Genomic DNA, 13,374 nt, shown 5'->3' with positions numbered 1-13,374 from the left:
AATATAAATATCACAAATTATATCCCGGTTTCCCGCGATACAGCATTAACGCACATGCTTGCCCCGCCCCCTGTTTTGGGATGATACTGGATGGATTAATGACAGCTATGTTACAGGGGATGACAGACAAGATATGAGATTCATGCAGGCCTATCCGAAGGAAATTAAAGTATTCTTGATTGCCAGTCTGATTAATGCTACCGGCAGTGCACTGATGTGGCCGCTGGTTACAATGTATGTATTCGATGAACTGGGACGCAGTATGAAAGACGCGGGAATCGTGCTGCTGGTGCAGTCACTTGGCGGGATTGCCGGTCAGCTGCTGGGCGGTTCGTTGTATCATAAGGTAGGAGTGAACCGCCTGATTGTCGGCGCTTTGGCGATGAATGCCTTGACGCTGTTTGCCCTCCCGTGGGCGAGCGGAAGCTGGAGCGTATTCATAATCGTTATGGGTATGATGGGATTGTTCAACTCCCTCTCCCTCCCGGCGATCCAGGCGTTTATCGGTTTCCGGTTCGCGGAGCAGCGCGCAGAGCTGTTCAATATCATCTATGTTGCCAATAATATAGGGGTAGCCCTGGGAACCGCGCTGAGCGGCTTCCTGGGCAATTATATGCTGAGCTTTGTGCTTAACGGGGTGACCTCGGCCGTATTTGCCGGATTCTTCTTCGTCTATCTGCGTAAGGTAGGGACGGCTCCGGCTCACAGCACAGTATCGAAAAAGCAACCGCAGAATGAAGTGTCGGGCTGGAGACTCCTCGGTCATATACGGATCTATCTGTTCATGGCGGTGGGCTCGATGTTCCTGCTGATCGGCAATTCGATCTGGAACAGCGGAGTCTCGCCGTTCATTATCTCGGAAGGCTGGTCGAAGCAGCTGTACGGCTTCCTCTGGACGCTGAACGGTGTGCTGATCTTCGCGGCGCAGCCGCTGGTCAGCCTGATCAAGCGCGGGTTCGCGCAGACGTCAACTGCGCAGATGACAGCAAGCGCCGTCTTTTACCTGGGCGGGTATGCTGTAATTCTGTTTATGCCAAGCTATCCGGGGATGCTGCTGGGTATGGTGCTGGCTACCCTTGGGGAGATGCTGATCTCTCCGGCGATGCCTTCCTTCATCTCGGAGCATGCCCAGCGCAGCGCGCCGTTCTATCTCGGGCTGAGCGGCGGAATTGGCGCAATCGGCCGTGTCATCGGGCCTTATCTGATGGGTGTTCAGTTCGACAGGGGCGGTCTTGCGCCAACCGGCTGGCTCGCTTGCGGCATGGCTGTGCTATCCGTAGGATTCTTCGCGCTTCACGCCTATATGAACCGTTCAGCTGTACAGCTTGAGCGCAGGACTGCATAATCGTTCACGCTGCAACTAATCTTTTTCTATCTGCTTAGTAAGGCAAGGGGGTATAATAATGCAACCAATTAACAGTGATGCTGCACTGCTTATCCGGCCTTCCGAAATCAGGGATGCCCGTGAGCTGATCGTGCTCGATAATATGATCTGGACGGAGAATACAACCCCGGGTCCGCTGATGTGGCGCTCGCGGGAGGACTATCTGCTGCATGCGCCGCCCGGCTCCCAGCTTGTGGCCTTGCAGGACGGGGAGCTATGTGGTTACGTTGGCTTCGGCTGTCCCAGCGGGATGGAGAGCAACCGCCATGTATGCGAGGTGAATATCGCTGTGCACCCGCGCTTTCAGCGGTTGGGTGTAGGCAGCCGATTGATCGCGGAGATCAAGCGCCATGCCGCGGGGCATGGCATCCGCAAGCTGCGGCTGCGTGTGCTCTCCTGCAATACACCGGCACTTCAGTTCTACCGCAAATGCGGATTCGAGGAAGAGGGACGGCTGCGGGAGGAATTCTACTTAAGCGGACGTTATGTGGATGAAGTATTTATGAGCTGCAGGCTGACGGGAGGAGAAGGGGATGGAGAGTGAAGTGAAGATGCAAGTCGTCTCGCTTAATGTAGGCAAGCCGAAGACGGTGGAGTACCGCGGTAAGCCGCTGGACACCGGAATCTACAAGCTGCCGGTAGCCGGGCCGCTTGCGCTTCGGGTGGGTGGGTTCACCGGAGACGGGCAAGCGGATCTGGTCAATCATGGAGGCCCTGACAAGGCAGTCTGCGTCTATCCGGTGGAGCATTATGCCCACTGGGAGGAGTGGCTTGGCCGGAAGCTGGAGGTTTCCGCCTTCGGCGAGAACATCACGGCGAGCGGACTGCTGGAGACCGAGGTGTGCATCGGGGATGTTTTTGAGATCGGTACGGCACTGCTGGAGGTCAGCCAGCCGCGCTTCCCGTGCTTCAAGCTCACGCAGAAGCATGGACCGGCGGATATGCCGGCTCAGGTGCTGTCCACGGGGTATAGCGGATTCTATTTCCGCGTGCTGCGTGAAGGCCGGGTGGCAGCCGGTGACCGGATTGTTAAGCTGGAGAGCGGTGCGGGAAGCTTCCCGGTGAGACAGGTACTGTACTCGATGGAGCATGGGCGTAAGGACCCTGCCGGGCTGGCTGAGCTGGCCGGACTGGAGAGCCTTGCGGCTGGTATCCGTGAGCGGTTCCAGAGATGGCTGGATGCGGCGGAGAGCTAAGGTGGTGCGGGTGGAGTGAAGCAGCTAGGAGAGCTGGGCCACCCGCCCTGCAAAGTAAACAAGTGGAAAAACGTATCTTATCTCGCCTACTTCTGGCAAATAACCGAAAACAAGTGGAAAAAGAGCAACTAAAATAGTTAGTTCCAGCCCTGTTAGACGAAAGGTGAGAAATTAAGTGTTGTTTATCCAACTCCAGTCCGCGCACGGGCAAATTGTTCATCAGCAAGTGGACAAAATCCAACTATATCCGGTGTGCCCCTGAATCTGCCGAAAGTGGGCTGGTCGCGGAAATGAGGGGCAGAAATGCCCCCGAATCCGCCGACCCGACCGACCCGTTCCCCTGTATGCTCCGCGCACCCGTGCTCTATGACCGGCAGCCCTCCCCGCTCAGCCCAGCAGCTTCCATTCGCTGCGCAGCAGGCCGTACACTGCATGGTTCACATAACCACTAGGCAGCTTCTCGGCCTGGCGGATGACTCCTTCGAAAATAAAGCCCAGCCGTTCGGGGATAGCTCTGCTGGCCAGGTTGCCTGTAGCGCAGCGGACCTCGATGCGGTTCAGCTCCAGCTCCAGCAGGGCGTAATCGACAAAGACCCGGCAGGCACTGGTCATATAGCCTTGTCCCTCATAGCCTTCGCCCAGCCAGTAGCCGATGCCGACCGAGCGGTTATGCCAGTCAATCTCGTGATAGCCGATAATGCCGGCCAATTCCTCCCGGACCCACAGTCCGGCAGTGAAGCCGCCGTTATCAATTCCCTGCTTCACGGAGTTCTTGATGAACGTGGTAAGATGAGCCTGCTCGGCTACGCCATCCACCCAAGGCAGCCATTGTCTGAGCCGGTGGCGGGAGCGTTCCACCAGGGCGAACATCTGACGGGCATGCTCCGGCATGAGCAGCTTCAGCTTCAGCTCTTCATCTATGACATAATTAAACATGCGGCTGCCCCCTATGCGTTGTGAGTTATAAGCCTCGCTGAACTAACGCTTCTGCCACTCCAAGGCGTAGATATCTTCCTCCAGGGCCTGCATGCGCTGAAGAGCAAGCGTGCGGCAGTCGCTAAGCGCCCCGTTGTAAATCGCCGGCCCCAGCTCCTTCAGGAAGAACTCCAACAGATTGTCTGCGGCCAGGTGGCCGATCGTTTCCCCGCGCTCCGCCTCGAAGTAAGCACGGATGTTCTCCGTAATCATCTCCCGCTGCTCTTTAGGCAGTTTTACCGGTTGCATAAGCATCCCCCTTTAGCTTAATATTCCTATATTTATCATGCTACTCCATCGCCGGGAGAGAAGTCAAAGGATGCGGCGGCTGCTTAACTTTTGAAATATAAAAATTTATATGTTTCACACGATAACTTATCTTTCTATTTCTCGCTGAAACGGTACCGTCCTTTAAAAGGACGGCAATGCCGTTTCCGCTTGTTGAACATTCCCGGCTTAACGGGTATATTAATAGGAAACATGTTCATACAAGGAAGTAGTTATATTACAGAATGAAAGGTTGATCAATGTGGAGAACCAGGGTACACCCTCCAATTTCATTAAGAACGTCATTACCGAAGATCTCCGCTCGGGTAAGGTTAAGGAAGTCGTCACCCGCTTTCCGCCGGAGCCGAACGGTTATTTACATATCGGACATGCCAAGGCGATCTGGATTAACTTCACGCTGGCGGATGAGTTCGGCGGCAAGACCCATCTGAGATTCGATGATACGAATCCGCTCAAGGAAGATACCGAGTATGTCAATTCCATCCAGGAGGATGTGAAATGGCTCGGGTATGAATGGGAGGAGCTGCGGTTCGCCTCGGATTATTTCGGGGAGATGTATGCGCGGGCCGAGCTGCTGATCAAGAAGGGCAAGGCCTATGTCGATGATCTCAGCGCCGAGCAGATCCGTGAATTCCGGGGAACCCTGACGGAGCCGGGGCAGAACAGCCCTTACCGCGAGCGCGGGGTGGAAGAGAACCTTGATCTGTTCCACCGTATGAAGGCGGGAGAATTCAAGGACGGCGAGAAGGTTCTGCGCGCCAAAATTGACATGTCCTCTCCTAACATCAATCTGCGTGACCCGGTCATTTACCGGATATCCCACTCCCATCACCATAATACGGGCGACGCATGGTGCATTTATCCGATGTATACCTTCGCACATCCGCTGGAGGATGCCATTGAGCATGTCACCCATTCCCTCTGTTCCCTGGAGTTCGAGGACCAGCGCCCGTTCTATGACTGGGTAGTCGCGGAATGTGACATGGAGGCTGCACCGCATCAATATGAATTCGGACGCCTTAATCTGGCCCAGACCGTTACGAGTAAGCGCAAGCTGAAGCTGCTGGTCGATGAAGGCCATGTGGACGGCTGGGATGATCCCCGCATGCCGACGATCTCCGGGCTGCGCCGCCGCGGCTATACACCGGAGGCCATCCGCAGCTTCGTGCATGAGACCGGCATCTCGAAGAGCCAGGGGCTGGTGGACCTGCAGATGCTGGAGCACTTCATCCGTGAAGATCTCAAGCTGACGGTTCCCCGGACGATGTCTGTGCTGCGGCCGCTGAAGGTGGTTATTACGAATTATCCTGAAGGCGAGACCGAATACTTCGAAATTGAGAACAATGTGGAGAACCCGGAGATGGGCAACCGCCAGATTCCGTTCTCCCGTGAGATCTATATTGAACGCGATGACTTCATGGAGATTCCGCCGAATAAGTATTTCCGCTTGTTCCCCGGCAATGAAGTGCGTCTTAAGAATGCTTATTTCATCAAGTGCAACGACTTCATCAAGGACGAGAACGGCGAAGTGGTGGAGCTGCACTGTACCTATGATCCTGAGACGAAGAGCGGCAGCGGCTTCACCGGCCGCAAGGTTAAGGGAACGCTGCACTGGGTAGATGCAGGCCAGGCTGTACCGGCGGAATTCCGCCTGTATGAGCCGCTGATCTCTGCCGAAGAGGCGGAGACGGATGCAGAAGTAGAAGGTCTGGAAGCTTCCGCTGACAAGCCGGAGCCAACCTTCCTGGATCAGCTGAATCCGAATTCCATCGAGATCCTGCAGGGCTTCGTGGAGCCTGGGCTGAAGAACAGTGTGGCGCAGGACAAGTTCCAGTTCTTCCGTCACGGGTACTTCAACGTAGACAGCAAGTATTCGTCGCCGGAGCATCTGGTGTTCAATCTGATTGTATCCCTCAAAAGCTCCTTCCAGCCCAAAAAAGGCTAGAAGAGCTGCATATAAGCAGGCAGGCTTGGTCTCCCGCCGGGAGGCCAAGCCTGTTTGCTGTATCCAAATATAAGAATTTATATGTTTTACGCTATAAATTATCCTTCTATTTCTCGCTGAAACGGTACCGTCCCTTTAAAGGACGGCAAAGCCGTTTCCAGTTGTGCGTATTCCTAGTCTTCCGCCAGCTCGTCCTCGGGATCAGCCGGAGGGCGGTAGCTGCCGCGAATGACAGTGAGCCACATCATTCCGAAGCCGATCGCCCCGAACAGGGCAAGAAGCGCACCGGATTGATACATCGTCTGCGCGCCGAGGGTCTGATACATCCAGCCGCCGAGGACGCCGCCAAGAATGCCGGAGATTCCGCTCCAGGTGAGCGTGTAGAGAGCCTGTCCCGAGGAACGGTAGGGCTTTGGCACCAGCAGCATAGTCAGCTGGGTTCCGACATAGAAGAAGCCGCCGAAGGTAATGGAGTGCAGCACCTGAATAAGTGCGACCTGCAGCGGAGTCGTTGCATCGGCCATCAGCCACCACCGCAGGAAGAACAGCGCGCTGACCAGCGTAAGTGAGGCGAGCAGGACAGAGATTTTACGCCGGAGAACGTAATTGCACAGGAGCAGCACTCCCATCTCCAGGATGGAGGACAGGAACACAGCGAGACCGATCATGGTCTTGCTTCCCCCCAGCTCCGTGATGTACAGTGACACAAAGGTGTTATTCATCGTATTCGGAATCGAGACCAGGATGCCGAAGAGGATGAAGCACAGGAAGAACGGGTTATGGAAGATCTGGCTCATGCCTTTGAAGGGCAAGGGGGCAATTCCGATCGAATGGTCCAGCTTCGGCAGCGTGATTAGTGCAATCATCGCCGCACAGAGCAGTGATGCAAACAGATAGGACAGCACAGAGATGCCGGCCCATTCAATTACGGGACCAGCAAGGATGGCGGTGAAAGCCCAGCCTAGTGATCCCCATAGCCGGAAAGAGCCAAAGCTGCGGCTGGTTCCGTCAATATAGCTGAGAATCATTGTGTTGCTCTGGGCGAACAGGGGCCCCTGGAAGAAATAGAAGAACAGAATGGATATGTAGATCATTTCATATGTATTCGCCTGAAAGACAAGTTGGGTCAAGACCAGCGTTCCCGTCAGCATGACGAGGACAATCCGCCGGATATTCTGATACCGGTCACTCCAGATGCCCCAGAAGGGGTTGGCAATAATGGAGACCAGTGCGCCTACAGACATCAGGCTCCCGATCTCCAGCTTATTCATCCCTACATCCTGCAGATATAAGGGAAAGAAGCTGGTGAAGAGGACAACCGTTCCATATACGAAGAAGTTGAACCATTTCAGAGAGGTGAAAGACAGCTGCTTATCGGATTGATCCCGCAAACGTTGCACTCCTTTCCCGCTAGGATGCCTTGCATTCTTGCTGTGGCCGTCTTATGATGCCGCTGATATCACTGTAACATTTGTTGAAAAGGGATACAAACCAACTTTTATGGGGAACTACAAATCAATGGCAAAATATCTGTTTAACTTCAGTTTACATAGGTCAGTTATTCTGGGTTCTAAGGCGGAAGCGGGGCGCCACTGCTCCATACATCTATCTGCCGGAAAAGGGGATTCCTTATGACAAACAAGCAGGCACCGCAGAAGCAGGGCGCGGCCATGAGGCCGTTCCTGAAGCTGCTGCACGAAACCAAACCATCTTATCTGCTGCTGGCGCTGGCCCTTGGCCTCAGCATCATTTCGACACTGGTCGGTCTGGTCATTCCCATGTTCACGAAGAATCTGGTGGACGGCTTCTCGCTGGCTTCTGTCAGCAAGCTGCAGATTGCCGGCATCGCCGGAGCGTTCATTGCGCAGACCGTGGCCGGCGGAGTCTCGATCTATCTTTTGAATGCCATCGGGCAAAAAGTTGTGGCCGGGCTTCGTGACAGGCTGTGGCGCAAATTCCTGGTGCTGCCCGTCTCCTACTACAATGAGAACCGGACAGGCGAGAGCGTCAGCCGGATGACTAATGATACAGGAATTCTCAAGACACTGATCTCGGAGCATCTGGCCAGTCTGTTCACCGGCCTCATCTCCATTGTCGGCTCTGTCCTGGTGCTGTTCTATCTGAACTGGAAAATGACGCTGGTGCTGTTCACGGTGCTCCCGCTGTCGGCGCTCATTCTGGTGCCGCTGGGACGGCAGATGTATAAGATCTCCAAAGGCACGCAGGACGAGACGGCCTCCTTCACCGCTGTGCTCAGCGGTGTGTTGTCCGAGATCCGGCTGGTGAAATCCTCGGGAGCGGAGCAGAAGGAATATGAGGCCGGACGGCAAGGGATCATGAACCTGCTGGGCTTCGGGATTCGTGAAGGCAAGATCAGCGCCCTGATCAGCCCGCTGATCTCCTTCGTTTTCATGATGCTGCTGGTGGTCATTATCGGCTATGGCGGGATGCTGGTATCCTCAGGGGCGCTCACCGCCGGCGAACTGGTCGCCTTTATTCTGTATCTGATCCAGATTATTATGCCGCTGACACAGCTGACGCAATTCTTTACCCAGCTCCAGAAGGCCAAGGGTGCCTCCGAGCGGATCATTGAGACCCTTGCTGCAGAGGAAGAGGTGTATGAAGGTGTGGAAGAGGCTGAGGGCACAGAGGGTCCGATTGCAGTGGAAGATCTCAGCTTCGGATACAAGACGGGCGAGAAGGTTCTCAGCAAGGTAAGCTTCACTATGCTGCCGGGTCAGGTGACTGCCATTGTCGGCCCGAGCGGCGGCGGTAAAACAACCCTGTTCTCGCTGCTGGAACGGTTCTATGAGCCGCAGGGCGGAGTCATCCGGCTGGACGGCAAACCGGCTTCGCTGTTCTCTCTGAAATCCTGGCGGAAGAGAATCGGTTATGTCTCACAGGAAAGTCCGCTGCTGGCCGGTACCATTGCCGAGAATCTCGGATACGGGCTGGACCGCGAGATCAGCAAGGAGGAGCTGAAGCGGGCTGCGGCCATGGCTTACGCTGACGGCTTCATTGAAGAACTCCCGGACGGGTACAACACGGATGTCGGTGAACGCGGCGTCAAGCTGTCCGGCGGACAGCGGCAGCGGATTGCCATCGCCAGAGCATTGCTGCGCGATCCGAAGATTCTCATGCTCGATGAGGCTACCTCAAGCCTCGACAGCCAGTCGGAGGCCGTAGTGCAGAAGGCGCTGGGCAATCTGATGCAGGGCCGGACTACGATTGTGATTGCTCACAGATTAGCTACGGTGGTGAATGCGGACCAGATTATTTTTATGGAGAAGGGCCGGATCACCGGCAAAGGCACGCATGAGGAGCTGCTGAGGGACCATGAGCTGTACCGTGAATTCGCCGAGCAGCAGCTGCAGCTGAATACACCTGAGCTTCTGAGCCAAGGAATAGAGGAGGGTTCTACAGACTATGGTCAAAATACTGGTAGTGGACGACGATCCGCACATCCGCGAATTGGTGGGAGTGTTCCTGAGAGCTGAAGGGATAGCCGAGGTGCTGAGTGCTTCTGACGGACTGGAGGCGCTGCGGCTGCTCGAAGAGACTGCGGCGGATATGGCGATCATTGATATTATGATGCCGAATATGGACGGCTGGGAGCTGTGCCGGGAGCTGCGGGGGCGGTATGATTTCCCTATTCTGATGCTGACGGCCAAAGGGGAGACCTCGCAGATTGTCAAAGGCTTCGAGCTGGGCACAGACGACTATCTGGTCAAGCCGTTTGAGCCGCCTGTGCTGATCGCCAGGGTCAAAGTACTGCTGAAGCGTTACCAGATTTCGGCCGCCCAGAGTGTTACCGTTGGCAGTCTGCGGATGAACCGCGCCACCTATGAGGTGCTGTCCGAGCATGGCGAGTTCACGCTGCCGCTGAAGGAATTCGAGCTGCTCTTCAAGCTGGCCAGTTACCGGGGGCAGACGCTGACCCGTGACCGGCTGATTGAAGAGATCTGGGGCTACGATTACGAAGGCAATGAGCGGACGCTGGATGTTCATGTAGGCCGTCTGCGCGAGCGGTTTCCGCAGGAGCGATTCGGATTCTCCATTCGCACGATCCGGGGGCTTGGCTACCGGCTGGAGGGATAGGCATGAAGCACAGAGCCAAGAAGATATGGGAGAAAGTCAAAATAGTTGGACCTATAGCCGGACTATTGAGCATGTTCTTTATCACCTGGAACGGGAGCTATTTCGGCTCAAGGCTGCTGGTCCATTATTTTCACTGGTCCTTCTCCGAATATGGGTATCACCTGTTTGTGATGGCGATGCAGATTATTATCTTTTTCGTCTGCGGGGCGATGATTGCCTTCGCTACACGCGGTAAGGATCAGAACTTCTATAGGCCGATCCTTACAGCCATGCGGCAGATCTCTCAAGGCAACTTCAAGATTGAACTGGAGAACAGCGGCCAGTACCGGCAGTTCGGAGGGATTGTGGAAGGGATTAACGAAATGGCGAGTGAGCTGAGCCGGATGGAGCTGATGCGGCAGGACTTCATCGCCAGCGTATCCCATGAGATTCAGTCGCCGCTGACCTCGATCCGCGGGTTCGCTGCCGCGCTGCAAGAGGAGAACCTTAGTCCGGAGATCCGCAAGCATTACCTGGATATTATTGAAGCGGAGAGCCGCCGTCTGTCCGGCCTGAGCGACAATCTGCTGAAGCTGTCCGTGCTGGAGGCAGAGAGCTTCCCGTTCGAGCGGAAGCCTTATAGGCTGGATAAGCAAGTGCAGGGGATGATCCTGGCCGCAGAGCCGCAGTGGCTGGGCAAGGAGATTGAGGTGGAGGCCGAGCTTCAGGAGACCACCGTGACTGCGGTGCAGGATCTGCTGAGCCAGGTATGGACCAACCTGCTGCATAACAGCATCAAATTCACCCCCCAGGGCGGACGGATCACCGTCACTGTGCGCAGCATGGGGGAATGGGCCGAGGTGGAGGTCAGGGACAGCGGGATAGGCATGAGCGAAGAAGAGCTGGCGCGGATCTTCGAACGGTTCTATAAGGCAGACAAGTCCAGAAGCGTCAGCAGCGGGAGCGGAAGCGGGCTGGGCCTCCCGCTCGTGAAGAAGATCGTGGAGCTCCATGAAGGCAGCGTAGACGTAACGAGCCGTCCCGGAGAGGGGACGGCGTTCATCGTGCGGCTGCCGCAGCAGAGCGGATGAGCCATGAACCCGCCGTTCAGGCGAATAATCAGCGCCGGTACTTCAGCCGGATATTCACTGGCCAGGAGGCCGGTTAAATTAGTACAGTGTCAGGTTTAAAATAGTGGAGTAGAAGCAACTCCCCTTCAAATTACATCTTTTCTAAGCGGGGGTGTTCTTCAGGGGCGTTGGCTTAGCGTAACGGACTGAGGTGCTCTTATTTGGGAAGAAAGTCGCCAACTGGGCGAGTAACGGACTCCACAGGCCTTATCCTTTAGACTTCGGCTCCGAAACGTCTCAGATTGAAACAATAAGGCCACCTGAGTCCGTTACACTGCAAAAAGTGGCATTTTCGTGGGGATAAAGTCTCTCCGGTCCGTTAGACCTTGGGGTGGATAGGGTTTCCCATCCGAACAGCATAGCCCCGTACCCAGGACAGACAGATCATACTGTCATGGGTGCGGGGCTATTTACGCAGCCGTACTCGGTTGAATCCGTCTGTGCTGTCTCAATCACAGTCCCCGCCGGATCAGCTCTGCCAGCAGGGGGATGCTGCGCTCCAGTTCAGCCGCAGAGGCATAAGCGTAGGACAGCCTGAGATGCCTGCCGTCGCTGCGGTCGTACAGATCGCCCGTATTCAGCAGCAGTCCGGCGCGCAGCGCTGCGCTGAACAGCTTGCGCGGAGGGACAGCCTCGTGGAGAGACAGCCAGATATAGAAGCCTCCTGCCGGTACGTTCCAGCTTGCCAGTCCGGTGCAATGGAGCTGCAGTAGCTCAAGCATGTGGTCGCGGCGCGCGCGTAGTCTGCCGCGCAGCACATGCAGGTGCTCTTCATGATAGCCGCCCGTAAGCCAGCTGGCGGCAGCCAGCTGAGACAGGGAGCTTGCGCCATAATCGCTCTGCATCTTGATGTCGGCCAGCCGCCGGACTACCGGCTCAGGTCCGGCAATCCAGCCGATGCGCAGACCGGGGCTGGCGGCCTTGGACAGAGTGCCCAGATGCAGGACCCGTCCCTCCTGGTCCAGCGCCTTCAGCGGCGGCGGAGGGGGAGCGTCCAGCCATAATTCCTGGTAGGCCCCATCTTCCAGAATGGGCAGCCCAAGTCTGCCTGTGACCTCCATCAGCTCCTGGCGGCGCCCCTTATCCATTAGGATTCCCGTAGGGTTATGAAAGGAAGGGATGCTGTAGAGCATCGCCGCCTTAGTGCGGATCGCCTCAGCCGTGAGGTATTCCGGGATCAGACCACGCCCGTCCATAGGCAGGCCGCTGAATTTCACCCCCGCAGACTGAAAGGCATGAATTGAATACAGATAGGACGGCTTCTCCAGCAGGATAGAAGAGCCGCGCGGCAGCAGCCCGAGGGCAATGAGCTGAAGCCCCTGAAGGGCACCGGAGGTAATCAGAATGGAGTCCGTGCCAGCGGTAATGCCGCTCCGGGCTAGTAACCGGCTAACCGCCGCCCGCAGCGCCGGACTACCGAGCGGCTCCTCATAGGAGAGTGGAGGAAGAACGCGCTGCGCGAGTCCGGCCAGCACCTGGTTCATTGCTGCCCCGGGCAGCAGCTCGGGCGCAGGCTCGCCGGTCCCTAGTCGAATCAGACCCGGCTCATATTCGAGCCGGTTAATGTCCTGGATGGTGGGCAGGTTGGGATAGTGAATCCCCTCCTCCACATAGTCATTCCAGTTGCCTGAGTGTTCCGGCTCAGGGGGCACCTCTTCCCCGTCTTCTCCGCATTCTCCGGCGGAACCAAGGGAAGCCGGGAGCACAGAACGTATGCCTGTAACTATTGTTCCGCCCCCGCGTCTGCCTTCAATCAGGCCGAGGGCGGTCAGCTGCCCCAGCGCTGTAACCACCGTACTGCGGTTCACTCCAAGCTGGCGGGACAGCTCCCGCTGCGGAGCCAGACGCATACCGGCAGGCCAGGCCCCGGTGCTGATCTTGGCCAGGAAGTAGGCGTAGATCTGACCATGCAGCGGCAGCGGAGAAGCCGGGTCCGGCTTCCAGGTGTCCGGCAGACCGGAGCCAGCGCCCGCTTGCTGCGCTTCAGGAGTTGCGGGCCGGGAAGCCTCCGAATGTACGGATTGGCCGGGCGTGCTTAAGTCTGTATGGTTGGAGCGTTGTGAATGTGTCAAGGGCAGGCTCCTTCCGGACGAATGATTGTAGACAATTAGCAGTTATCATGCCAAGGGCGAAAAACCGAATACATTGTGCCACTGCCAAGGCAACCGGCTCCATTGTATGCGAAAAACTGAACACATCGGCCATGCGCCTGCGTGCCACCACAATGTATGTTGTTTTCCGCATACATTTGGCCCATGCGCCTGCGTGCCGCCACAATGTCTGTATGTTGTTTTTCGCATACATTTGGCCCATGCGCCTGCGTGTCACCACAATGTATGTTGTTTTCCGCATACATTTGGGCCATGCGCCTGCGTGCCG

At 56.3% G+C, this 13,374-nt stretch carries 11 protein-coding genes; 7 read left to right on the top strand and 4 right to left on the bottom strand.

From position 1 onward, the window contains the following. The first annotated feature begins 133 nt into the window (after nt 1-133). Genes NST26_RS30865 through NST26_RS30855 form a run of 3 tightly spaced genes read left to right on the top strand, consistent with a single transcriptional unit; the run spans nt 134 to nt 2,580 of the window. The gene (locus tag NST26_RS30865) at nt 134-1,345 is read left to right on the top strand and encodes an MFS transporter (protein WP_036726155.1); all 1,212 of its coding nucleotides are present in this window, start codon (nt 134-136) and stop codon (nt 1,343-1,345) included. A 58-nt stretch (nt 1,346-1,403) separates the two neighbouring features. Continuing rightward, nucleotides 1,404-1,928 (top strand): GNAT family N-acetyltransferase, encoded by a 525-nt coding sequence (locus NST26_RS30860; protein ID WP_036726156.1) that lies wholly within the window; start codon nt 1,404-1,406, stop codon nt 1,926-1,928. Beyond that, nucleotides 1,918-2,580, top strand: a complete 663-nt coding sequence (locus tag NST26_RS30855; protein WP_235191902.1) for an MOSC domain-containing protein — start codon at nt 1,918-1,920, stop codon at nt 2,578-2,580. The genes NST26_RS30860 and NST26_RS30855 overlap by 11 nt, the downstream gene beginning before the upstream one ends. A 387-nt stretch (nt 2,581-2,967) precedes the next feature. Here the strand turns inward: NST26_RS30855 and NST26_RS30850 are convergent, their stop codons facing one another. After that, nucleotides 2,968-3,516, bottom strand: coding sequence for a GNAT family N-acetyltransferase (locus NST26_RS30850; RefSeq protein ID WP_036726157.1), 549 nt, complete (start codon nt 3,514-3,516; stop codon nt 2,968-2,970). Between the two features lie 42 nt (nt 3,517-3,558). Beyond that, entirely contained in the window at nt 3,559-3,804 is a 246-nt protein-coding gene (locus NST26_RS30845; protein WP_036690395.1) for a DUF2164 domain-containing protein, read from the bottom strand. A 271-nt stretch (nt 3,805-4,075) separates the two neighbouring features. Between NST26_RS30845 and NST26_RS30840 the strand changes: the two genes are divergently transcribed. Continuing rightward, a complete protein-coding gene (locus NST26_RS30840) occupies nt 4,076-5,788 on the top strand; it encodes a glutamine--tRNA ligase/YqeY domain fusion protein (RefSeq protein ID WP_036726158.1) in 1,713 nt (570 codons plus the stop codon). Nucleotides 5,789-5,961: 173 nt separating this feature from the next. Here the strand turns inward: NST26_RS30840 and NST26_RS30835 are convergent, their stop codons facing one another. Then, nucleotides 5,962-7,179: an MFS transporter gene (locus NST26_RS30835; RefSeq protein ID WP_036726163.1), complete on the bottom strand. Its 1,218-nt coding sequence runs from the start codon at nt 7,177-7,179 to the stop codon at nt 5,962-5,964. A gap of 240 nt (nt 7,180-7,419) precedes the next feature. On the opposite strand from NST26_RS30835, the gene NST26_RS30830 reads away from it, so the two are divergent. From NST26_RS30830 to NST26_RS30820, 3 genes are read left to right on the top strand one after another with little or no spacing between them, the layout of a single operon-like run. Then, nucleotides 7,420-9,285 carry an ABC transporter ATP-binding protein gene (locus tag NST26_RS30830; RefSeq protein ID WP_036726164.1) on the top strand — a complete coding sequence of 622 codons (1,866 nt, stop codon included), beginning with the start codon at nt 7,420-7,422 and terminating at the stop codon, nt 9,283-9,285. After that, complete coding sequence (locus NST26_RS30825; protein ID WP_340957509.1) at nt 9,215-9,886, top strand: response regulator transcription factor; 672 nt, start codon at nt 9,215-9,217, stop codon at nt 9,884-9,886. Before NST26_RS30830 ends, NST26_RS30825 begins: the two co-directional genes overlap by 71 nt. A gap of 2 nt (nt 9,887-9,888) precedes the next feature. Continuing rightward, on the top strand, nt 9,889-10,956 hold the full coding sequence (locus tag NST26_RS30820) for a sensor histidine kinase (protein ID WP_340957510.1): 1,068 nt from the start codon (nt 9,889-9,891) through the stop codon (nt 10,954-10,956). Nucleotides 10,957-11,447: 491 nt separating this feature from the next. On the opposite strand, the gene NST26_RS30815 is transcribed toward NST26_RS30820, so the two are convergent. Next, the gene (locus tag NST26_RS30815) at nt 11,448-13,067 is read right to left on the bottom strand and encodes an aminotransferase-like domain-containing protein (RefSeq protein ID WP_340980599.1); all 1,620 of its coding nucleotides are present in this window, start codon (nt 13,065-13,067) and stop codon (nt 11,448-11,450) included. Nucleotides 13,068-13,374 lie beyond the last annotated feature (307 nt).

Source organism: Paenibacillus sp. FSL R7-0128, assembly GCF_038002245.1.
Lineage (GTDB): Bacteria > Bacillota > Bacilli > Paenibacillales > Paenibacillaceae > Paenibacillus_AQ > Paenibacillus_AQ silagei.
Note: the sequence above shows the minus strand (reverse complement) of the source record. Positions and strands in the feature narration are given on the sequence as shown.

Coding starts and splice junctions, on each gene's coding strand:
- NST26_RS30865 (WP_036726155.1), top strand. CDS start 134: ATGAGATTCATGCAGGCCTATCCGAAGGAAATTAAAGTATTCTTGATT.
- NST26_RS30860 (WP_036726156.1), top strand. CDS start 1,404: ATGCAACCAATTAACAGTGATGCTGCACTGCTTATCCGGCCTTCCGAA.
- NST26_RS30855 (WP_235191902.1), top strand. CDS start 1,918: ATGGAGAGTGAAGTGAAGATGCAAGTCGTCTCGCTTAATGTAGGCAAG.
- NST26_RS30850 (WP_036726157.1), bottom strand. CDS start 3,516: ATGTTTAATTATGTCATAGATGAAGAGCTGAAGCTGAAGCTGCTCATG.
- NST26_RS30845 (WP_036690395.1), bottom strand. CDS start 3,804: ATGCAACCGGTAAAACTGCCTAAAGAGCAGCGGGAGATGATTACGGAG.
- NST26_RS30830 (WP_036726164.1), top strand. CDS start 7,420: ATGACAAACAAGCAGGCACCGCAGAAGCAGGGCGCGGCCATGAGGCCG.
- NST26_RS30825 (WP_340957509.1), top strand. CDS start 9,215: ATGGTCAAAATACTGGTAGTGGACGACGATCCGCACATCCGCGAATTG.
- NST26_RS30820 (WP_340957510.1), top strand. CDS start 9,889: ATGAAGCACAGAGCCAAGAAGATATGGGAGAAAGTCAAAATAGTTGGA.